The organism is Klebsiella sp. CB_Kp196 (assembly GCF_040061575.1).
Lineage (GTDB): Bacteria > Pseudomonadota > Gammaproteobacteria > Enterobacterales > Enterobacteriaceae > Klebsiella > Klebsiella michiganensis.
Genome location: NZ_JBEAFH010000069.1, coordinates 23291 through 40793 on the forward strand (window position 1 = coordinate 23291; position 17503 = coordinate 40793).

A 17503-nucleotide genomic window follows, 5' to 3' on the forward strand; every position below is an offset into this window, starting at 1 on the left:
CTGACAGAATTCGAGAACCGATTTAAATTAAATTACTGGTTCATCCACTTACAATGAAATGAATCTAGCACACCTTAAGAAACAAATTCATTACAATCGTGTAATGTACGTGGCTGTATTACATTTACGTCATCTTCTCCACAGGTTGATTTTTTTATATATGATCATAAGGACATCTTTTATGTACCTCAGAAGGTAATTACACATGAATATATTAATCACGACCACTGCGTTTACAGCTTTATTTTGTGGGGCAGCTTTTGCTCAGTCCAGTGATATTGCCCATGAAGCACATCGATTTGTTAATAATGCCTCAGCCGTCAGTCATGTGAACTCCTCGACGCATGAAAACTTACCGGACAGGGTTAATAAAAACAACACGCCCTCATTCTCTGAAATGAATGAACATGAAAGGGCCATTGTTGCTCATTCATTTATGAACAACAGCGCGTCCTATGCGCATCAGAAAATGATTGAGGAACATAAAAAAATGCTGTCCGGCAGTGATGCAAATTCAAAGACCTCGTCTTCTTCTTTTAACGAACTGAATGCCGGAGAAAAAGCCGCTCTCGTGCATGAGCAGGTCAATAATGCCGGTGCGGAAGCACATCAGACGCAGGCAAGAAAGCTTCGCGGGCTGTATTCGACCAGGTAACTGCAGGCGGGTTAGTGCTTAGCGTCAGGTGCGCAGCAGGGCTTTACTGACGGGTTACGTAGCAGGACATGAGCCCCATATTGCTCTGCCGTAACCTGTTTCAGTCCCGTTAATCATCACCGTCGGGCTGGTCATACAGTTCCCAGAGCTTCAGGAGCAAACGGGAAACAAGATATGTTACAAAAATGACGACCATCAACGGTGCTCCCGATTAACTGACAGATGACACGCCTCCTGAAAACCCCTAGCATACGCCGCAGTGTTCATGCTAACGGCGAATTCCAGTAAATGTATTCTACCGATGTCGTAAAAGAAAATGCCTACCTTTCAGCCACCCGCTCGGGGCTGGAATCGAACGAGATCGCTACTCTTCAGCGCTCCTTGCCTTCCCGGTTTAATCTGCGGCATTTGAAAAAAAATGAATCATTAAAACTCGTACTGCAAAAGAAAGCGGGAAAATCACGTGTCGTGGCCTATAAATTTACGTCCGGTTCATTTAATTACACGGCGTATCGTATATCAGATAAAAAGTTCTATAACCTTTCCGATACTTCCGGGAAAGGCAGTCTCGATTATCCGTTACCGGCCACAGCAAGACTCAGTTCGCCTTTCAATCCTGCAAGACTTAACCCGGTATCGGGAAAAGTGAGTCCCCATAATGGCATTGATTATTCCATGCCCATGAACACGAAAATAGTCAGCGTCATCGACGGAAAAATCACCCGGGCCGAATACAACAGTACCATGGGATATTTTGTTGAAGTAACGGGAAAAGCCGGTGTTAAAACTCGCTATCTCCACCTCAATAAAATACTCGTTACTAAAGGGGCCAGGGTTACCCGGGGAGACGCTATTGCGTTATCCGGTAACAGCGGACGTTCATCCGGTCCTCATCTGCATTACGAGCTGGTCATCAATAACAATCCTGTTAACTCACTGGCGTTCCGGGCAGCGGCACCCGCTGATAACAAACTTGAACAGCATGCCTTTGCGCATGCCAGAGACTACGAACGATACCTGGAATGATAACGGGGCCGCGACGCGGCCCCGTCTGCCGGATTAATTTTTTTTATCGTTTTCACTTCCTTGATGTTGATGATCTCCATGCCCTCCGTGGCCGTGGAAAAGATGCATTAGCGGGCAGACCAGCAATAACAGATATGGCCAGTAACCTGCCACATGTGACCAGTGTTCGCGCAGGAGGGCAAATGCCGCAATCGCGGCGACAGCAATAAGCGCATAGGTGGTACTTTTCATACCGGACTCCTTCTGTTAGTAACAGACCCTTCATTCAGGGTTATTTCCCGAGCCTGACACTTTTCAGACGCAACGCATTTGCAATGACGCTAACGGAGGAAAGGGCCATAGCCGCCGCCGCAATAACTGGCGACAGCAGTATTCCATACACAGGATAAAGCAGACCTGCAGCTACAGGCACCCCAAGAGCATTGTAGATAAACGCAAAAAACAGATTCTGCCGGATATTTTTCATGGTGATTTCTGACAGATGACGGGCCCTGTTGAGTATCATCAAATCGCCTTTGAGAAGGGTAACGCCAGCACTTTCTATTGCCACATCTGTACCCGTTCCCATGGCTATACCCACGTCAGCCGCTGCCAGCGCCGGGGCATCATTCACACCGTCTCCGGCCATCGCAACCACATGGCCAGACGCTTTCAGTCGGGTTATCACTGCTTTTTTGCCATCCGGCAGAATCCCGGCTTCAACCTCATCTATTCCCAGTTTCCGTGCGACTGCTTCAGCAGTAAGCTGGTTATCCCCGGTGAGCATAACAATGCGGATCCCCGCCTGACGCAAAGCTTTAAGCGCATCCGGCGTGGTTGCTTTCACGGGATCCGAGATAGCTATCAGGCCTGCAAGGTTCCCGTCTGTGGCCACATAGATAACGGTAGCGCCTTCCATCCGCAACGTATCCGCAACGGCCTTTTGATTATCAATAACGATACTGTTTTCCTGCATAGCCAGTTCATTACCAATAACAACCCGTTGACCTTCGACATCGCCTGAGACACCTTTCCCCGACGGGGCATTGAAATTACTGACGGCAGGTATCACGATCCCCTTTTCATGCGCGGCTCTGACAACAGCCATACCCAACGGATGCTGCGAACCTTTTTCCACTGCAGCTGTTACACGTAAAAGAGATATTTCCCCACCCGGACTGAGACTGATAATCCCTGTCACCGTAGGCGAACCTTCCGTGAGCGTGCCTGTTTTGTCGACAACCAGCGTGTCCACTTTTTCAAGACGCTCAAGGGCTTCGGCATTCTTGATTAACACCCCGGCCTGGGCGCCTTTGCCCACCCCCACCATTATCGACATCGGCGTGGCCAGTCCCAGCGCGCAGGGACAGGCAATAATCAGGACCGACACAGCCGCAATGAGACCGTGCGCCATCCTGGGCTCGGGCCCCCAGAGAGACCAGATCAAGAAAGCAACAACCGCGATAAGTATCACCAGAGGAACAAACCAGCCTGAAACGCTGTCTGCCATTCTCTGGATGGGGGCACGCGAACGCTGTGCATCAGCGACCATCTGAACAATTCGTGAGAGCATCGTTTCATCACCGACTTTCTCTGCACGGATGATAAGACTACCTGTCTGATTAATCGTCCCCCCAATGACAGGGTCACCCTTCGTTTTGGTAACCGGCATAGACTCCCCGGTCACCATCGATTCATCAACGGTTGTTTTGCCTTCGATCACGATACCGTCGACCGGAATACTCTCTCCAGGTCTGATGCGGAGCTTATCGCCAGGCAGGACATCTTCCGCATTAATATCCGTTTCATGACCGTCATGATCCAGCCGTCTGGCGGTTTTGGGGGCAAGGTTCAGAAGCGCAGTAATGGCGCCTGAGGTTTGTTCCCGTGCCCGCAGCTCAAGAACCTGTCCCAGCAGAACAAGCACCGTAATAACTGCTGCGGCTTCAAAATAAACGGCCACCAGGCCATCCATGTTTCTGAACGATGCAGGAAACCAGGAGGGGAAGACGGTTGCAATGACGCTGTAAACCCAGGCTACGCCGGTCCCCATTGCAACAAGGGTAAACATATTCAGGGAGCGGTTACGTAACGACATTCCGGCCCGGGCGAAGAATGGCCAGCCACACCACAACACGACAGGGGAGGCCAGAAGCAACTGCAGCCATGTGTTGTACTGTGGCGGTACTGTATTCCTCAAGTCGGGAAACAGATGAGATCCCATTTCGAGTACCAGAACCGGAAACGCCAGCAACAACCCCAGCCAGAAGCGTCTTGTCATGTCGTGAAGTTCATCACTCGGCCCCGTGGATGCCGTAGCTACGAGCGGCTCCAGTGCCATTCCACAGACAGGACAGCTTCCGGGACCACTGCGGCGTATCTCCGGGTGCATCGGACATGTCCACACACCTTCAGAATTCTCTTTTTCCGCCTGGTTGTGAGGCTGTTTTATCTGATCAGGGCTGACTTCGTGATGATCGTGGTGATGGTGATGGTGATGGGAATGTTCACTGGCATCTTCGGTAAGATAACGATCGGGATGGGCTTTAAATTTACTCTCACAGCTGGCGGAGCAGAAATAAAGTTGGTGGTCCTGGTATCGAATGCTGCTGTGCGCCCTGTCGGGCAGGATGGCCATCCCGCACACGGGATCTCTCACCTTATGCAATACGTGGCCCTCGTCCGGGGATAATGTCTGCTCAGAAGCAGTCTGGTTGTTGTGTTGCACTGCATTGTCATTTTTCACAGTAACTCTCCTTATGCATACCGAAGCATCTTCTGTCTTCAGGGTATGTCATGGATGCGATTACCACGAATATCGCCGGCACAGGAGTGCCTGCTACCGGCGTCCCGTTATCAGCCGTTCCGCTGACTATTCGATTCGCTGGAAGACTTTTTTACTTCCATCCGGTGAGAATGCGATAACATCGTAAGCCTCTTTTCGGGCTCCCATCTCCATTCCAGGACTTCCTGCTGGCATACCGGGGGTGGCGAGACCGTATATACCCGAACCAGACTGCATTGCCTTATGTATCGTTGTCGCAGGCACATGGCCTTCAATGATCAAATTACCGGCAACCGCGGTATGACAACTTCGTAGTCCTGCAGGAATAGCATGCTTTTCTTTCAGGGCTGACAGCGCCTGATCATTCATGACGTGAGTTCGTACTTCAAACCCGTCTTTTTCCATCGCTTTGCCCCACAGGGAACAACAGCCACAGTTTTCAGATTTGTACATATCAATCACTTTTTCACTCGCCATCGCGGGTAGTGAAAGGCCGAGAGCCAGCGCCATTAGAACCACTTTTTTCATACTCACCTCTGTATATTATCGATATAAACCCTGACGTCAGGGTGAATCAGTAAAGAAGGACACCCACAGGGGGTGCCCTTTCAGGTTCAGGACACGCTTTTTTTATGTCTGCGCAGCCAGATTAATTTGTAGGCGGCAGGAATAATGAACAGGGACAGCAGCGGAGCCGTGATCATCCCACCAATCATGGGTGCCGCGATACGGCTCATGACTTCTGAACCTGCACCGGTTCCCCAGAGTATTGGCAGCAGACCCGCAATGATCACCGCCACGGTCATGGCTTTCGGCCGGACACGCAGTACGGCACCATGATAGAGGGCTTCATCAAGGCCTTCCGGTGTGAACGTCTCTTTACGGGACAATTCCGGGTGCGCTTCAATGGCATGACGCAGATACATCAGCATGACCACGCCAAACTCTGCTGCCACCCCGGCCAGGGCGATAAACCCGGTTCCGGTCGCCACTGACATATGGAAGCCCTGCCAGTACAGGAACCATATCCCGCCAACCAGGGCAAACGGCAGGCTCATCAGAATAAGTAAGGCCTCATCAGCCCGGCGGAATGCCAGATATAACAGGATGAAGATGATCATCACCGTCATCGGTACCATCAGTTTTAATTTCTTATTGGCGTGCTCGAGTAATTCAAACTGTCCTGAGAATGCCACACTGGTCCCCGGTCTCAGTTTCACTTTCTCACTGATGGCCGTCTTAATATCGTTCACCACCGACACCATGTCCCTGCCGCGGGCATCAACATAAATCCAGCTGGCTGGCCGGGCATTTTCGGTTTTCAGCATGGTTGGTCCGGAAACGACCTTAATATCGGCAACATCGCCCAGCGTAATTTGCTGCTTCATTGGGGTCAGGATTGGCATCTCTCTCAACGCCTGCGGACTGTTACGGTAATCCTGCGGATAGCGAATGTTAATAGGGTACCGGGCCACGCCTTCAACCGTCTCACCCACCATAGCCCCACCGATTGCTGAAGAGACGAACAGCTGGACGTCGCCCACAGTCATCCCGTACCGGGAAGCTTTCTCCCGGTTGATATCGATATCGATGTAGCGCCCGCCCTCAAGTCGCTCAGCCAGGACAGACACCACGCCAGGCACGGTTTTGGCTACCGCCTCGATACTCTGCGCCGTCGCGTCGATATCGGACAGAACAGTCCCGGACACTTTGATACCTATCGGGCTTTTGATCCCGGTTGAGAGCATATCAATACGGTTACGGATAGGCGGCACCCAGAGGTTTGCCAGACCCGGTAAACGGACTGTCCTGTCGAGTTCATCAATAATCTTGTCAATTGTCATGCCGGGACGCCACTGATCCTCAGGTTTGAGCTGGATCGTGGTTTCCACCATTTCGAGCGGCGCGGAATCCGTTGCGGTCTCTGCTTTACCGGTCTTGCCAAATACAGAAGCCACTTCAGGAACGCTTTTGATTAACTTGTCTGTTGTCTGCAGGAGCGCTGCAGCTTCTGCCGGAGAGACGCCAGGCAAGGTCGACGGCATATACAGCAGATCGCCCTCGTTAATCTTCGGCAGAAATTCACCGCCCACCTGACTCAGTGGCCAGATAACCGTGAAAATGGACAAGGCCGCAACCAGCAGGGTTGTTTTTGGCCAGTGGAGGACCCGCAGCAGCAAAGGATGATACGCTTTGATCAGCACCCGGTTCAGGGGGTTACTTGTCTCGGCAGGAATTTTCCCCCGGATCCAGAATCCCATCAGAATAGGAATGACGATGATGGCCAGTGCGGCCGCTCCCGCCATGGAGTACGTTTTCGTGAATGCCAGCGGGCCAAACAGACGACCTTCCTGCCCTTCCAGGGTAAAGATAGGAATAAAGGACAGGGTGATGATCAGCAGGCTAATGAACAACGCGGGTCCCACTTCCACGGAGGCGTCGGTAATCACCTTCCAGCGGGTGGCGTTGTCAATCTGCTCACCCGGATGCTGATGATCCCACTCCTCAAGCCGTTTGTGCGCATTTTCAATCATCACAATGGCGGCATCCACCATCGCACCGACGGCAATCGCTATCCCTCCCAGCGACATGATATTGGCGTTCAGTCCCTGGAAGTGCATGACGATAAAGGCGATACACAGGCCAAGTGGCAGAGAAATAATCGCCACCAGGGCAGAACGGACATGCCAGAGGAACAGTGCGCAAACGACAGCAACAACGATAAACTCTTCAAGAAGCTTGTAACTGAGGTTATCAATCGCCCGGTCGATTAACTGGCTGCGATCGTAGGTGGTCACGATTTCAACGCCTTCCGGCAGGCTGGCCTTCAGCGTCTCCAGTTTATCCCTCACTGCCGTGATAACGTCGCGCGCATTTTTACCCGACCGCAGGATCACCACGCCGCCAGCGACTTCTCCCTGGCCGTTCAGCTCGGCAATACCACGCCTCATTTCGGGCCCGGTCTGCACGCGGGCAACATCCCGCAGATAAACCGGCACGCCGTTCTCACCTGTTTTCAGGACGATGTTATTAAAATCATCAATGCTCTGAAGATAACCGCTGGCACGGACCATATACTCCGCTTCGGCCATTTCAACGGATGAGCCACCGGCCTCCTGGTTAGACGATTCAAGTGCCTGTTTCACTTCGGGCAGGCTGATACCGTACTGGGACAGTTTTACCGGATTGACCTGAATCTGGTACTGTTTCACCACGCCGCCAACCGAAGCGACCTCAGCCACGTTCGGGATGGTTTTCAGCTCAAATTTCAGGAACCAGTCCTGCAGAGAGCGCAGTTCTGAAAGGTCGTGTTTTCCGTTGCGATCGACAAGGGCATATTCAAAAATCCAGCCCACACCCGTGGCATCAGGACCGATTTCAGAACTCACACCGGCAGGCAGTTTTCCCTGAACCTGATTCAGATATTCCAGCACGCGGGAACGGGCCCAGTACAGATCGGTGCCGTCTTCAAAAATGACATACACATACGAATCCCCGAACTGTGAAAAACCACGCACGGTTTTTGCGCCAGGTACGGACAGCATGGTGGTGGTAAGTGGATAGGTGACCTGGTTTTCTACAATCTGCGGGGCCTGGCCGGGATAGCTGGTTTTGATAATGACCTGTACATCTGACAGGTCAGGCAAGGCATCGACCGGCGTGTTAATAATCGTCCATGTACCCCAGATGCTGAGAAACAGGGCCCCCATCATGACCAGGAAACGGTTGGCGACAGAGCGCCGGATAATCCATTCAATCATCGTCGTCTCCTCAGTGCCCTGAATGCATATTTACAGGCTGGTCAGACATTGCTGGCATACTGCTTTCTGTTTTTTCAGGGTGGCGCATACGTTCCAGCGCGCCCGTAATATTGGCTTCGGAGTCAATGAGGAACAGGCCACTGACCACCACGGTATCGCCTTCATTCAGGCCGGAACCGATGCCGGACTGTTGCTGTGATTCATGCAGAACGTGGATCTGTTTCGGCACAAACTTGCCTTCATCATCAACAGTAATCACGCGCTGTTCTTTGCCGGTATCGATAACGGCCTGGCTTGGTATCAGCAGCATCTCCTGGCTCTTGGTATTCAGTTTCAGATAGGCATTCATGCCCGGCTTGAGAAACTCATCCTTATTAGAAACCTGGAGACGGACCTGAAGCGTACGGGTTGTCTGATCCACGCTGGGAAGAATGTTCCATTTTTCGACATGGAATGTTTTATCCGGATAAGCCGGTACCGAAATTTCAAACTGCGACGTATCTTTCAGCAGATATGCGATAGATTCTGGCACTGCAGCGCTGATCCAGACCGGGTCCATCCCCTGAATCTGAGCCACTACTTTATCTTTCGAAATATTCATGCCGGTGCGCAGGTCAAACGCAGTAATGACACCATCAATAGGTGCTTTAATGGTAAAACGGGTCTGGATTGTGCGGGTTGAACGCAGCCTTTGAATATCCTCTTCCGGCATACCAGCCAGACGAAGTCGCTCCAGAACCCCTTTTATCTGGGTTGACGTACCGCCTGTACCGGATAACAGCAGGAACTCACTTTGTGCCTCAACCCATTCAGGAATGGTGATATCGATAAGCGGAGTGCCTTTCTTCACATGATCGCCAATCGTCAGGGGATACACTTTTTCGACGAAACCGTCAGAGCGCGCCTGCACAATGACAAACTGATACTCGTTGTAACTGACATTAGCCGGGATTGTCTGGGAATAATTCAGCATTCCTCGCGTGACTTTTTGCGTTTTTAATCCCAGATTCTGAACCTGCGTTGGATCGATACGGATCCCGCCACTGCTTTTATCGCCACTTTCATCAGCATATTTCGGCACCAGGTCCATATCCATAAAGGGAGATTTTCCGGGTTTATCAAATTTGGTATCCGGTTTCATCGGGTCATACCAGAAAAGTACCTTTCGCTCCGGTGCCTTTTGTTCGGTTTGTACTGTTTTTTGTGATGAGTTTACATACTGCCAGGCAGTAACCGATATCAGCCCCCCTGCTATGAGGCTGCTGATAATTATTGCAGCATATTTTATCTTTAAAGAAGCCATACAATTTCTCGCTGAAAAATCAAAACACCTGGCATATGCGCCCGATCATTCATTCACAGTAATCCCTTAATGAATGTTCAGGCGCACTGGATGTATTCGCTCCGGACTGATAATCAGGATTGCGTAACGTTAATGCTTTTGAGTAAGGAGATATTGCCCTGCTGAATAAACGAGAAATCGACATGGTTGCCGGTTTTCAGGGCATTGATAGCGTCGTCTGCATTAACAAAAGTGAAGCGCATGGTCATTGCAGGCCAGCCCACAGCAGGGATTGCTTCGTGCGAAATGGTAATCTTTTTACTATTCATATCAATGTCTTTAACGACACCGGTGCCCTTGATAACCTGCTGTACCGAAGCATCACTGGCAGCATTCATATCGCCATGCTGATGTGTTTCAGCATGAAGACCGGCAGAAAACATGACAGAGAAGGCACCAAATAAAACGGCTTTAAGTGAATTACGCATTTTTAATTTCCTGATTAATTAAATAAATTTACTCTACCCAACCGCCACCCAGCGCGGTAAACAGATTAATTTCGTTAACCTGTCGGGAATAGGTAAGATCGAGAATGGTTTGCTGCGTAGCGAAGAGGGAACGTTCTGCATCCAGCACTTCGATGTAACTGACAGCACCACTTGCATATAATCCTCTGGCACGCTGGAGAGTTATCTGAAGTGAATCAAGATAACGCTGCTGTGACTCAAGTTGCTGGCTAAGACTGTCGCGCAGCGCAAGCGTGTCGGAAACATCCTTAAAGGCTGACTGAATTTTTTGTTCGTAATTAACCACCGATTGTTGCTGGCGAATTTCAGCCAGCTTCAGATTGGCTTTATTCCTGCCAGCATTAAAAATAGGAATTTCAATTTTAGGGATAAAATTCCACATTCCACTTCCTGACGTAAACAGGCTTGACAGCTCCGTACTGCTTGCGGAAAGACCACTGGTCAGGGTAATGGAGGGGAAAAAGGCCGCTCGCGCTGCGCCAATATTGGCATCAGCCGCTTTCAGCTGATATTCCGCTTCCATAATATCCGGTCGCTGCAGCAAAATTTGTGAAGATAGATTTGGTGGCAATTTTACTGGTGCGATCTCCCCGCCTTTCATCCCTTTTTCTGACGGAAGTGCGCGGTACGTTCCCAGCACCAGTTGCAGGGCATTGTTTGCCTGAGCCAGATCGCCTTCTCGTTTGGCTATTTCGGCGCGGGTACTTTCGATTTGTCCTCTCGCCTGTTCAAGTGCCAGAACGTTCGTACTCCCGGTCACGAGCTGTTGCTCAACGAAAGCATAGGACTGTTCATAATTTTTCAGCGTTTCCCGCGCAATACGGAGTTGTTCGTACGCCAGTTGCTGGCTGAAATAGCTCTGTGAAACGTTGGAGACCAGCAGGATGTGTACGGCACGACGGGCTTCTTCGCTGGCAAAGTAGTTCTGGCGATCAGCCTCACTCATGTTCTTAAGTTTGCCAAAAAAATCGAGCTCATAGCTGAGCTCCAGACCCGCGTCGTACTCCTGTGTGGTCGGCTTGTCACCTTTCAGACCACCGTTGTATGTGATCCCGGATGAGGCATTCAGTTGGGGATAACGATCTGCATCCGTGACGTTGAACTGGGCCCGGGCCTCTTCAACCTTCAGGGCAGCCATTCTCAAATCACGGTTATTATTCAGGGCTTCACCGATCAGCCTGCTGACCTGGGGATCGACAAAAAAGTTTCGCCAGCCCGTATCCTGATAGCTGTTTACCGCAGGCGTCAGACTGTTTTTAGACAATGAAAACTGCTGGGGAACCGGAGCTGGCGGACGCTGATATTCAGGTGCCAGAGAAACACAACCAGCCAGGATGAATATGGTACTGATGCTGAGTAATTTTAATTTGAACATAACGCTTCTCGTACAGGCAGACCTGGTAAATGGTTCAAACGAAATCCAGAGTATTGATAGGGATACTTTACCGAACGCTCTCTGTTTGCCGGGTGACAGGATAATGACAATGTTGTCATTTTTGCTGTAATCCGTTGATAACGATCGTGGGCGCAATAAAATGACATTAGCAGCCAGCCGGGGAGCATGATGAAAATATTAATCGTTGAAGACGAAATTAAAACAGGTGAATATCTCAGCAAGGGGCTGACAGAGGCGGGGTTCGTCGTGGATCACGCTGATAATGGTCTGACCGGATATCATCTTGCCATGACAGCCGAGTATGATTTAGTCATCCTGGATATCATGCTGCCTGATGTAAACGGCTGGGATATCATCCGTATGCTGCGCAGTGCCGGAAAGGGGATGCCGGTATTACTGCTGACGGCCCTTGGCACGATTGAACACAGGGTCAAAGGACTTGAGCTGGGTGCGGACGATTATCTGGTGAAGCCCTTTGCGTTTGCTGAACTGCTCGCCCGGGTAAGAACCCTCCTCAGGCGGGGAAACACGATGATCACGGAAAGCCAGCTTAAAGTGGCTGACCTCTCGGTTGATCTCGTATCCAGAAAAGTCAGCCGCGCCGGGAACCGCATTGTGCTCACCAGTAAAGAGTTCAGCTTGCTGGAATTCTTCATTCGCCATCAGGGAGAAGTTCTTCCCCGCTCCCTGATTGCCTCTCAGGTCTGGGACATGAATTTTGACAGCGACACTAACGCGATTGATGTCGCAGTAAAGCGACTCCGCGCTAAAATAGACAACGATTACGGGACAAAACTGATCCAGACAGTGCGGGGCGTGGGCTACATGCTGGAGATCCCGGATGCATAGCAAACCGTCCAGACGACCTTTCTCACTCGCTCTGCGGCTGACCTTTTTTATCAGCCTGTCCACAATACTGGCGTTTATCGCCTTCACCTGGTTTATGCTGCATTCTGTTGAAAAGCATTTTGCCGAGCAGGATGTCAGCGATCTGCAACAAATCAGCACCACACTGAGCCGTATACTCCAGTCCCCGGCAGATCCGGATGAAAAAAAAGTAAGCAAAATAAAGGAATCAATTGCCAGCTACCGCAACGTTGCCCTTTTGCTCCTCAATCCCAGGGGTGAAGTGCTCTTTAGCTCAGCTCAGGGGGCGGCACTACGCCCGGCAGTGAATTCAGCAGATTTTAGCGAGCACAGCCGCGCACGGGATGTCTTTCTCTGGACGGTGGAGGATCCTGCGGGACCGATGGATACCGGGTCCGAAATGAAGATGGAAACATACAGGATTATCGCCTCCTCTGGTCAGGCGATATTTCAGGGCAAACAGCAGAACTATGTCATGCTGACTGGCCTATCCATTAATTTCCATCTCCATTACCTCGATGCGCTGAAAAAGAACCTGATTGCGATTGCCGTCGTGATAAGCCTGTTGATTGTTCTGATCATTCGAATCGCTGTCCGTCAGGGGCACCTGCCCCTTCGTAATGTCAGCAATGCCATTAAAAACATCACCTCCGAGAATCTTGATGCGCGACTGGAACCGACACGCGTTCCCATTGAGCTGGAGCAACTGGTTATCTCGTTCAATCATATGATTGGAAAGATTGAGGATGTCTTTACCCGCCAGGCCAATTTCTCTGCCGATATCGCGCATGAGATCAGAACGCCCATCACCAATCTGGTGACGCAGACTGAAATCGCACTGAGTCAGGATCGAACACAGAGGGAACTTGAGGATGTCCTCTATTCCAGTCTTGAAGAGTATAACCGGATGACCAAAATGGTCAGCGATATGCTGTTCCTGGCACAGGCAGATAATAATCAGCTGATACCTGACAGGGTCATGTTTGACCTCAGAGCGGAAGTCATGAAAGTCTTCGAGTTTTTCGAAGCCTGGGCCGAAGAACGCAATATCACGCTCAAATTTAACGGGATGCCCTGCCTGGTTGAGGGAGATCCACAAATGTTCAGAAGGGCGATCAATAATCTGTTATCCAATGCCCTGCGTTATACCCCGGAGGGACAGGCAATCACCGTCTCAATAAGAGAGCAGGAGAGCTTTTTTGACCTTGTGATTGAAAATCCGGGGAAACCGATCCCTGAAGAACATTTATCAAGGCTGTTTGACCGTTTTTATCGGGTGGATCCATCCAGACAACGAAAAGGAGAAGGCAGCGGCATCGGCCTTGCGATTGTGAAGTCAATCGTGGAAGCACATCACGGAAGAGTGCAGGTGGAATCAGACGTACGCTCCACGCGTTTTATCTTATCCGTGCCCAGACTGGAGAAAATGATCCCGGAAACCCAATGCTGAAAATAAAGATGTAAATGACAAAGATGTCATTAGCCTGTCATGCAGCAAACAGAAGCCATTCGATATAATTAGTGCAACTTATCAGGAAGGCTGGATTGCTTCATCAATACCCGGCGTCAGAGTACGCCAGGAAATGAATATCCAGCCCTCTTCCGGAGAAATAAACGCTGCCGAACTTGTTTCAGTTATGGAACTGAAAACACCGGTTGTACTTCCCCGGACATCACTAATTCAGAAATGGAGAGTTATCATGAAAAATATCGTATTAGCATCTTTGCTGGGCTTTGGTTTAATTTCATCGGCCTGGGCCACTGAAACCGTGAATATCCATGATCGCGTCAACAATGCACAGGCTCCTGCTCACCAGATGCAGTCTGCTGAGGCTCCTGTCGGGATCCAGGGGACTGCTCCTCGTATGACCGGTATGGACCAGCATGAACAGGCCATTATTGCTCATGAAACCATGACGAACGGCTCGGCGGATGCTCACCAGAAAATGGTGGAAAGTCATCAGAAGATGATGGGAAATAACACGGTATCCACGACCGTCCCGTCAACGTCTTACGCGGCGATGAATGAGCATGAAAGAGCAGCGGTTGCTCATGAATTCATGAATAACGGGCAATCCGGCCCACATCAGGCCATGGCCGAAGCGCACCGCCGCATGATCAATGCAGGCTGAATGCGACGGTAGTATCCGTGCTGTTACCTTTTCCCTGATAGATTTTCCTGAAACAACGTTGCTACATTTTTGCCCCCCGTCAGGGGGCTTTTTTGTCTGACTCAGCTACACTTAACCGGTACCTGTCTGAAAGGAATTATTATATGGGCTATTTGCATTCTAGGGTTGGAATTCATCCATTCTAACCCTTGATTCTTAGTCGGACAAAAAGCTGCTTCTGGTTGGATTTTTCTGTTTTTCACCACCCTGCGAAAATCTAACATTGGTTGGATTCTCAGACGCGCCCTCTCTCGCGTTAATCCAACTCTCCACCTTCTGCCTGCTTCAACAATGTCGGAATGTGCGGTCCATACTCGACCTTGCCTCGTCCTGCTCGAATACCACTGCCAACCTTGCGGGCTTCTTTGGAGTACAACGTCTTTGCACGGATGATCTCATAGCTATAACCCCGACCTAACCGGTTGGACATCTTGATCAAACCGTTGAGCCCTTCGGTATAGCCATTGGTGAGTGAGAACGGCGCATCCCAGTAGGCAAAGATGTCGTCGTAATGGTTGTGTACCGTTTTTACCAGTTTTTTGAAAGGCTCCATGCCATAAGGCGGCAGGCTGTTCTTCCAAGCCTCAAAGGCGTTCTGAGCACTCTGCTTGTCGGGTTCGTCGTAGATGCAGAAGAAGGCTTCCTTGAAGTCATAGGCCATGGCAAGTGCTGGGATCGCCTGCTTTACAACCTCCAGCGCCTTTTGCTCTGCGGGCGTCAGGTTGCCGGGTCGCTTCAGGGTAAGCCAGCGAATGGACTTTTTGACGTAAATGCGATCTTCTTTGCTTAACTGTGCCTGGGTAATGACCCCAACTTACTGATAGTGTTTTATGTTCAGATAATGCCCGATGACCTTGTCATGCAGCTCCACCGATTTTGAGAACGACAGTGACTTCCGTCCCAGCCTTGCCAGATGTTGTCGCAGATTCAGGTTATGTCGCTCAATGCGCTGAGTGTAACGCTTGCTGTTAACGTGCAGCTTTCCCTTCAGGCGTGATTCATACAGCGGCCAGCCATCCGTCATCCATACCACGACCTCAAAGGCCGACAGCAGGCTCAGAAGACGCTCCAGTGTGGCCAGAGTGCGTTCACCGAAGACGTGCGCCACAACCGTCCTCCGTATCCTGTCATACGCGTAAAACAGCCAGCGCTGACGTGATTTAGCACCGACGTAGCCCCACTGTTCGTCCATTTCAGCGCAGACAATCACATCACTGCCCGGTTGTATGCGCGAGGTTACCGACTGCGGCCTGAGTTTTTTAAGTGACGTAAAACCGTGTTGAGGCCAACGCCCATAATGATGTAGCCCCCTGAAACACCGGACAGTAGCTGTATCTCCAGATAAGAGATAGGCTTGAATATATGTCTAACACTAACGCCAATTTTGAGATGACCGGGATCCTGTTAGGGCAAGAAGCCCGTAAACGTAAAACTCCTCAGGAGAAGATCGCCATTATCCAGCAGACGATGGAGCCGGGCATGAATGTCTCCCATGTCGCCCGCCTGCATGGTATCCAGCCCAGCCTGCTGTTTAAGTGGAAGAAGCAATATCAGGAAGGCAGCCTCACCGCCGTTGCGGCCGGAGAGGAAGTCGTTCCTGCTTCTGAGCTTACTGCTGCTCTGAAGCAGGTCCGGGAACTTCAGCGCCTTCTGGGCAAGAAGACGATGGAAGTTGAGATCCTGAAAGAAGCCGTGGAGTACGGCCAGTCGCGAAAATGGATAGCGCACGCGCCCTTGTTGCCAAAGGACGGGGAATAGCCCTGGTCAGCCGCACCATGGGCGTGTCGCGTGCGCAGCTGTCACTGCGGATTAACCGTTCTGCCGACTGGCAGGACAAGCGCTGTAACCGGCGTAATGACGAAGCAGACGAAGAAATACTGTCGGCTATCCTCGACATCATCAGCGATATGCCGAGTTATGGTTATCGACGCGTGTGGGGCATCCTGCGCAAGCAACGTCGCACAGAGGGACAGCCACCTGTGAACGCCAAACGGCTTTACAGGATAATGAGCGAGCATAACCTGTTGTTGTTGCATGACAAACCAGAGCGACCGAAGCGTGAACATAAGGGCAAGATAGCGGTGGCAGAAAGCGATATGCGCTGGTGTTCAGATGGCTTCGAGTTCGGCTGCGACAACGGCGAAAAACTGCGGGTAACGTTCGCGCTGGACTGCTGCGACCGTGAGGCCATAGACTGGGCAGCAAGCACGGGAGGCTATGACAGTTCAACCGTGCAGGATGTGATGCTGAGGTCGGTGGAAAAGCGCTTCGGCGACAGGTTGCCCGATACAGCGGTGCAGTGGCTGACGGACAACGGTTCAGCGTATACCGCGTATGAAACGTGGAGGTTCGCGAGAGAGCTGAATCTGGAGCCCTGCACAACAGCGGTGAGCAGCCCGCAGAGTAATGGCATGGCCGAACGGTTCGTGAAAACGATGAAAGAAGACTATATCGCGTTCATGCCAAAACCGGATGTGAGAACAGCACTGCGAAACCTTGCAGTAGCGTTCACGCATTACAATGAAAACCACCCGCACAGCGCGCTGGGATATCACTCCCCGAGGGAATACCGGCGGCAGCGGACATCGTTAACTTAAGATACAAAAGCTGTTCGGAGATGGAGGGTCAAGATCACTAGACTGGCCCCCTGAATCTCCAGACAACCAATATCACTTAAATAAGTGATAGTCTTAATACTAGTTTTTAGACCAGTCATTGGAGAACAGATGATTGGTAATGCTGCCAACTTACTGATTTAGTGTATGATGGTGATTTTAAGGTGCTTGCGTGGCTTCCATTTCCATCAGATGTCCTTCCTGCTCCGCTACTGAAGGCGTGGTGCGTAACGGCAAAAGCACTGCCGGACATCAGCGCTATCTCTGCTCTCATTGCCGTAAAACATGGCAACTACAGTTCACTTACACCGCCTCTCAGCCCGGTACGCACCAGAAAATCATTGATATGGCCATGAATGGCGTCGGATGTCGCGCCAGTGCACGCATTATGGGCGTTGGCCTCAACACGGTTTTACGTCACTTAAAAAACTCAGGCCGC

The 17503-nt window shown here is 50.8% G+C and carries 14 protein-coding genes and 2 pseudogenes; 7 read left to right on the forward strand and 9 right to left on the reverse strand.

Translation table 11 applies throughout. The features are described from left to right. Positions 1-205: 205 nt before the first annotated feature. Both ABLU87_RS24645 and ABLU87_RS24650 read left to right on the forward strand, forming a co-directional pair. Positions 206-655: a copper resistance protein gene (locus ABLU87_RS24645; RefSeq protein ID WP_001023257.1), complete on the forward strand. Its 450-nt coding sequence runs from the start codon at positions 206-208 to the stop codon at positions 653-655. A gap of 288 nt (positions 656-943) precedes the next feature. Then, complete coding sequence (locus tag ABLU87_RS24650) at positions 944-1681, forward strand: peptidoglycan DD-metalloendopeptidase family protein (protein ID WP_004182013.1); 738 nt, start codon at positions 944-946, stop codon at positions 1679-1681. A 33-nt stretch (positions 1682-1714) separates the two neighbouring features. On the opposite strand, the gene ABLU87_RS24655 is transcribed toward ABLU87_RS24650, so the two are convergent. From ABLU87_RS24655 to silC, 7 genes are all read right to left on the reverse strand, one after another. Beyond that, positions 1715-1912 carry a DUF2933 domain-containing protein gene (locus ABLU87_RS24655; RefSeq protein WP_000843497.1) on the reverse strand — a complete coding sequence of 66 codons (198 nt, stop codon included), beginning with the start codon at positions 1910-1912 and terminating at the stop codon, positions 1715-1717. 40 nt (positions 1913-1952) lie between these two features. Continuing rightward, positions 1953-4406: an Ag(+)-translocating P-type ATPase SilP gene (gene silP / locus ABLU87_RS24660; protein ID WP_023317528.1), complete on the reverse strand. Its 2454-nt coding sequence runs from the start codon at positions 4404-4406 to the stop codon at positions 1953-1955. A 126-nt stretch (positions 4407-4532) separates the two neighbouring features. Then, positions 4533-4973: a DUF411 domain-containing protein gene (locus ABLU87_RS24665; protein ID WP_000758228.1), complete on the reverse strand. Its 441-nt coding sequence runs from the start codon at positions 4971-4973 to the stop codon at positions 4533-4535. 86 nt (positions 4974-5059) lie between these two features. Next, positions 5060-8206, reverse strand: a complete 3147-nt coding sequence (gene silA / locus ABLU87_RS24670; protein WP_004098958.1) for a Cu(+)/Ag(+) efflux RND transporter permease subunit SilA — start codon at positions 8204-8206, stop codon at positions 5060-5062. A gap of 10 nt (positions 8207-8216) precedes the next feature. Further along, the gene (gene silB, locus ABLU87_RS24675; RefSeq protein ID WP_004098959.1) at positions 8217-9509 is read right to left on the reverse strand and encodes a Cu(+)/Ag(+) efflux RND transporter periplasmic adaptor subunit SilB; all 1293 of its coding nucleotides are present in this window, start codon (positions 9507-9509) and stop codon (positions 8217-8219) included. A 113-nt stretch (positions 9510-9622) separates the two neighbouring features. Then, positions 9623-9976, reverse strand: coding sequence for a cation efflux system protein CusF (cusF, locus tag ABLU87_RS24680; protein WP_001246153.1), 354 nt, complete (start codon positions 9974-9976; stop codon positions 9623-9625). Between the two features lie 28 nt (positions 9977-10004). Beyond that, positions 10005-11390, reverse strand: a complete 1386-nt coding sequence (silC, locus tag ABLU87_RS24685; protein WP_000475512.1) for a Cu(+)/Ag(+) efflux RND transporter outer membrane channel SilC — start codon at positions 11388-11390, stop codon at positions 10005-10007. Positions 11391-11579: 189 nt separating this feature from the next. Here silC and silR point away from each other — a divergent pair, with 189 nt between their 5' ends. The 3 genes from silR to silE all read left to right on the forward strand — a co-directional run bounded on the left by silR (position 11580) and on the right by silE (position 14410). Continuing rightward, the gene (gene silR, locus ABLU87_RS24690; RefSeq protein WP_001572351.1) at positions 11580-12260 is read left to right on the forward strand and encodes a copper/silver response regulator transcription factor SilR; all 681 of its coding nucleotides are present in this window, start codon (positions 11580-11582) and stop codon (positions 12258-12260) included. Beyond that, a complete protein-coding gene (gene silS, locus ABLU87_RS24695) occupies positions 12253-13728 on the forward strand; it encodes a copper/silver sensor histidine kinase SilS (RefSeq protein WP_003032875.1) in 1476 nt (491 codons plus the stop codon). Before silR ends, silS begins: the two co-directional genes overlap by 8 nt. Positions 13729-13978: 250 nt before the next feature. Next, entirely contained in the window at positions 13979-14410 is a 432-nt protein-coding gene (gene silE / locus ABLU87_RS24700; protein WP_004178091.1) for a silver-binding protein SilE, read from the forward strand. Between the two features lie 295 nt (positions 14411-14705). On the opposite strand, the pseudogene ABLU87_RS24705 reads toward silE, so the two are convergent. Continuing rightward, positions 14706-15248, reverse strand: a pseudogene (locus ABLU87_RS24705) (ISL3-like element ISKpn25 family transposase); the annotation flags it as partial. A 15-nt stretch (positions 15249-15263) separates the two neighbouring features. After that, positions 15264-15748 (reverse strand): annotated as a pseudogene (locus tag ABLU87_RS24710) (IS1-like element IS1X2 family transposase); the annotation flags it as partial. A 90-nt stretch (positions 15749-15838) separates the two neighbouring features. Between ABLU87_RS24710 and ABLU87_RS24715 the strand changes: the two are divergent. Both ABLU87_RS24715 and ABLU87_RS24720 read left to right on the forward strand, forming a co-directional pair. Next, positions 15839-17046 (forward strand): IS3 family transposase gene (locus ABLU87_RS24715; protein ID WP_085955172.1). Its coding sequence is split into 2 segments (ribosomal slippage): positions 15839-16160 and positions 16160-17046, totalling 1209 coding nucleotides; the frame shifts between segments, so codons are not numbered across the junction. A 190-nt stretch (positions 17047-17236) separates the two neighbouring features. Further along, a partial coding sequence (locus tag ABLU87_RS24720; protein ID WP_032270943.1) for an IS1-like element transposase occupies positions 17237-17503 on the forward strand: 267 nt, incomplete at its 3' end.